Here is a 4,558-nt window from a genome sequence, read left to right as displayed (position 1 = left end):
TTTTATAGGTTAATATATTTTTATTAAATAAATTCTTTTCTGTTTAAAATAAAAAAATTAATCTTTATTGAGCAGTTTCAAAGGGTCTATAGGCATACCTAAATACGAAATTTTAAAATAAAGTTCGTTTTTATTTATCATTCCCGTATCGCCGATATTTCCTATATAATCTCCTTTGTTTACTATATCTCCCGCTTTAACTTTTGATTCCGATAAATGAGCGTATGCGGTAGTGTATCCGTTTTTATGTTTTATAATAATCGCCTTTCCGAAACCTCTTATATCGTCCGAATATTCCACTATTCCGTAATCGGCGGCAACGACTTTATCGCCCGCTTTTCCCGATATATTTATTCCTCTGTTTGCCAAATTATTTTCGTCCGTTCCGTATTTTGAAACTATGCTTCCTATGTATGGAAAAATAAAAGAACTTTCGGGCAAATCGTCAAAATCGGTATAAATAGTTTTTAATATTTTAACTTTCAAAATAGCGCCCGCCTGCAAAGTATAATTATTCAAATCTTTTATATCGTTTAATTGGAGCAAATCCGCCAAAACCATTTTATGATTTCGAGCTATAGAATATAAAGTGTCTCCTTTTTTAACCGAATAAGTAGAATCAACCAAAGCGGTTTTTTTATCTTTTTCCGCGTAAACTTTTATTATCTCGTCAACTTTAATTATAGATTTGTCGTTTAATCCGTTTAAAGAATATATTTCAAGTAAATCCATTCCTTTTGCAACGGCTATTTCGCTTAAAGTGTCGCCTTTTTTAATTTTATAATCTTCAATTTTTCGGTATTCTCTTTTTGGAGTAGAATTTTGATTATTGAAATTATTATTTAAATTTATTTTATTATAGACTTTTATATTATCTCCGATTTTTAGCAAATAATTTCTGTTTAATCCGTTCAATTCTAGTAATTCGTTTAACGACATAGAATTATTTATTGCTATTGCCGAAAGCGTATCGCCTTTTTTCACTTTATAAACCGAAGTTATTTTTTTATCGTCTACCGTATTATTTTTATTTTTTTGAGGAAATATTTTTAATTTTTCGCCGATTTTCAATTTATATTTCAATGGAGATTCTATATTATTTATTCTTAAAAAATCATTGACGGGAGTATTGCTGTCGAATGCTATTCCAAAAAGCGTATCTCCGTTTTTAACCGTGTATATTTCAAAATTATTTTCGTTATTATTTTGCGGTTTTTGATTATTTGATTCAATTTCTTTTTTTATATTTTCTACCGAATTTCTATTAACCGAACTATCCGAATTTTTTTCAATATTATTAGCTACTTTTAAAATCTCGCCGACTTTGAGATTATATCTATTGAAATCTTTTATATTATTTATCGCACAAAATTCGCTCGCCGACATTCCATGCGAAAAAGCAATTCCAAGAACCGTATCGCCGTTTTTTACTTTATAATTTTTGTAGGATTTAGATTTATCGACATCCAAAGCGTATGATTTATTTACCGAATCAAAAACCAAGCTGTATTCTTTTTCTTTTACTTTAAGCGTCTCCCCGATTTTAAGATTATACTTGTCTGCGTCTTCAATATTATTTAATCTCAAAAATTCACTAGCCGACATTCCATGCGAAAATGCTATTCCGTATAAAGTGTCTCCGTTTTCTACTTTATAATTTATATAATTTTCTCCGAATAGAGAATAGGATAAAATTGAAATCGTAAATATTTTTAAAATATTATTTTTTATCATACCGTCAATTATTAATTATCCATTTCAAAAGTTTCATCAACGGGCGGGTCGGAAGGAATTATAACCACATTCGATTCTTTGACGCTTGCCATTTCGGGACCTTTTTTTATTTTTTCCACAAATTCTTCTATTTCTTTTTTAGTTTCCAAATATCCTATTATTTCAACCGAACCGTCATAATTATTCCAGACTTTTCCCGCGACTTTCATCTCGTCCGCGCATTTTTTGGCGTAATATCTGAAACCAACGCCCTGAACTCTTCCTCTTAATGTAATATTTACTTTAAACATAGTATAAATATCGGAATTTGGAATTGTAGAATTTACAGAATATAAAAACCGATTATAGAACCGTTAATTTAATATACTTCGGATTATGAACGCCGTCTATTTTCGATATTTTATTTAACATCTCTTCGCTTAATGAAGAGTCAATATCAATAGCCATTATCGACATATCGCTTCCTTTAATATTTTGCGACACATTCATCGAGCCGATATTAATATTGTCTTCGCATAAAGCGTTTGCAACTTTCGCAACCATAGCGACTTGATTTATATGAGGCACAATAAGTATATGTTCGTTAGGTTTTATTATAACATCATAATCGTTTAATTTTACCACTCGTGCAATATTTTTTGCTATCAAAGAAACCGAAACGGCATTCTCTTCAATGTCGGTTATCATTTTTACTTTTAATAAACTCGTATAACTCGAAGGAGCTTCCGATTTTATAATTTTTATTTCTATTCCTCTCTGTTTTGCCAAAAATGGAGCGTTCACATAATTAACATCATGAAATATTGAAGATAAAGCGCCTTTTAGGACGGCAACTACCAAAGGTTCGATATCCAATTTTATAAGTTCTCCATGCGCGGTTATTTCAAACGATTTTATTTTTCCTTTAGATATTTGTCCGATAATCTCTCCAGCGTTTTCAGAAATCTTCATATAATCTTTAACGGGTTCTAATTTTTCAGGATTAAGCGATGGAATATTAACGGCAGAATCGGTATAGCCTCCCGAAAGAACTTTTTTTATTTGAGACGCCACATCCAAAGCCACATTAATTTGAGCTTCTTTAGTGCTTGCTCCAAGATGCGGAGTTAGTATTATATTATTTCCGTTATAATGAATCAAAGGGCAGGTTTCAATTTTCGGTTCGTTTTCGTAAACATCGATTGCCGCCGCCGAAATTTGTCCGTTTTCTAAAGCTTCTTTTAAGTCGTTTTCATTAACCAATCCGCCTCTCGAACAGTTGATTATTATAGCGCCTTTTTTCATTTTATTCATGTTTTCTTTATTTATTATATTAATCGTATCGGCAGTTTTCGGAATATGAATTGTGAGATAATCTAATTGAGGCAAAAAATTATCCAAAGAAGTTTCGTATGAAGCGCATGCTTTAATAACCGTTTCCTCGTTTGCAAAAGGGTCGTAAACTATAACTTTCATTCCGATTGACAAAGCGATATTTACAACTTTTCTTCCAATTCTTCCAAATCCCATTACTCCCAAAGTTTTTCCAAAAAGTTCAGTTCCCGTAAAAGAATCTCTATTCCATTTTCCTTCTTTTGTCGATTGAGACGCTGGAACTATATTTCGCGAAATTGCAAGCATTAAGGCTATCGTATGTTCGGATGCGGCTATAGTATTTCCATCGGGCGAGTTTACTACTATAATTCCTTTTTCGGTTGCAGCGTTTACATCGATATTGTCGACTCCAACTCCCGCTCTTCCAATTATTTTTAGATTTTTCCCCGCTTCGATTATATTTCGATTTACTTTAGTCTGACTCCTAACCATCAAAGCGTCATATTCGCCGATTATTTTTATTATTTCTTCTTCGCTCATAGTCGGAAGAAAAACCGCCTCTGCAGTTTCTGATATTATATCTTTCACGCATTTATTTATATTATCTGTTATCAATACTTTCATTATAAAAATCTCCGTTAATTATTATAATTTTTATTTTATAGTTAAAATATTATTAATCTTCAATCCAAATCTTTTTACTAATTTCAAATAAAAGTTTATGCCTTTCTTCTATTTCCTCTTTTCCAAATTTATCATATGATTTAAAATCAAGTTTTTTTCGTTTAATAAAATTAGTAAAATCTAAATTACTTTTATAAAAATTTTCGCATAAACTTTCTGCTAATAATATCCCGCTATTATCATAAGTCTTAAGTTTATCTTTAAATGGTTCGTTGCTTGATGAACTATTATCTTTTCCTTTAAAGATAAGCAAAGCACCAAGACGATTTCTTTGAATTTCAAATTCTTCTTCATCGTTGTTAAACATTTTTAAATTTTCTTCATTCCTAGCTACAATATGTTCTATATGATGGACTTCTTTCCCTTGTGCTTGGACTACAAATTGATGGTAAGTTTTTGTAGGTCTTTTTATATTATCAGCTAAATAATGCTCAATTCTCGCAAAGAAATATCTTAAGAATTTTCTACTTAATGTTGTATATCCTACATTTTTAAAAAATCTATATTCAAATAATTCTAACTTTGATTTTTCATCTATATTTTGTGCTTTTTTTATATTATTCAAAAGTTCATTATCAAAAATTTCTTTTATTTCTCCTGCTGACTTTTCCCTAATTTCTTTTAATAAATAATTTAAAGAATCATTAAATCTATTAGAATCATAACTATTAGTAAGATTTAATATTACAAAATTCCTGTCAAATAATTTTGAAACCAATTTTATTTTTTCGGTTTCTTCTTCATCATTACATTGTAATATAGAAAGAATTAGTGGAAATTGTCCATTTATATTATTTAAACCATTAAAATATATATGCTCGTATTC

General features: G+C 29.9%; 4 protein-coding genes. All 4 read right to left on the bottom strand.

Translation table 11 applies throughout. From position 1 onward, the window contains the following. Nucleotides 1-57: 57 nt before the first annotated feature. Entirely contained in the window at nucleotides 58-1,734 is a 1,677-nt protein-coding gene (locus ACR0QS_RS11395; RefSeq protein WP_432633571.1) for a LysM peptidoglycan-binding domain-containing protein, read from the bottom strand. Nucleotides 1,735-1,745: 11 nt separating this feature from the next. Then, nucleotides 1,746-2,024, bottom strand: coding sequence for an acylphosphatase (locus ACR0QS_RS11390; protein ID WP_432633570.1), 279 nt, complete (start codon nucleotides 2,022-2,024; stop codon nucleotides 1,746-1,748). A gap of 52 nt (nucleotides 2,025-2,076) precedes the next feature. Then, the gene (gene serA, locus ACR0QS_RS11385; protein ID WP_432633569.1) at nucleotides 2,077-3,672 is read right to left on the bottom strand and encodes a phosphoglycerate dehydrogenase; all 1,596 of its coding nucleotides are present in this window, start codon (nucleotides 3,670-3,672) and stop codon (nucleotides 2,077-2,079) included. Nucleotides 3,673-3,724: 52 nt separating this feature from the next. Beyond that, nucleotides 3,725-4,558: HNH endonuclease family protein (locus ACR0QS_RS11380; RefSeq protein WP_432633568.1), on the bottom strand; the 834-nt coding region annotated here is incomplete at its 5' end.

Source organism: Brachyspira sp., from assembly GCF_050873525.1.
Lineage (GTDB): Bacteria > Spirochaetota > Brachyspiria > Brachyspirales > Brachyspiraceae > Brachyspira.
The sequence above is the reverse complement of the archived record's forward strand: the minus strand, read 5'-3'. Positions and strand labels throughout refer to the sequence as shown.

What these genes read in the sequence shown, in the direction of transcription:
- ACR0QS_RS11395 (WP_432633571.1), bottom strand. Translation starts at nt 1,734, where the DNA reads ATGATAAAAAATAATATTTTAAAAATATTTACGATTTCAATTTTATCC.
- ACR0QS_RS11390 (WP_432633570.1), bottom strand. Translation starts at nt 2,024, where the DNA reads ATGTTTAAAGTAAATATTACATTAAGAGGAAGAGTTCAGGGCGTTGGT.
- serA (WP_432633569.1), bottom strand. Translation starts at nt 3,672, where the DNA reads ATGAAAGTATTGATAACAGATAATATAAATAAATGCGTGAAAGATATA.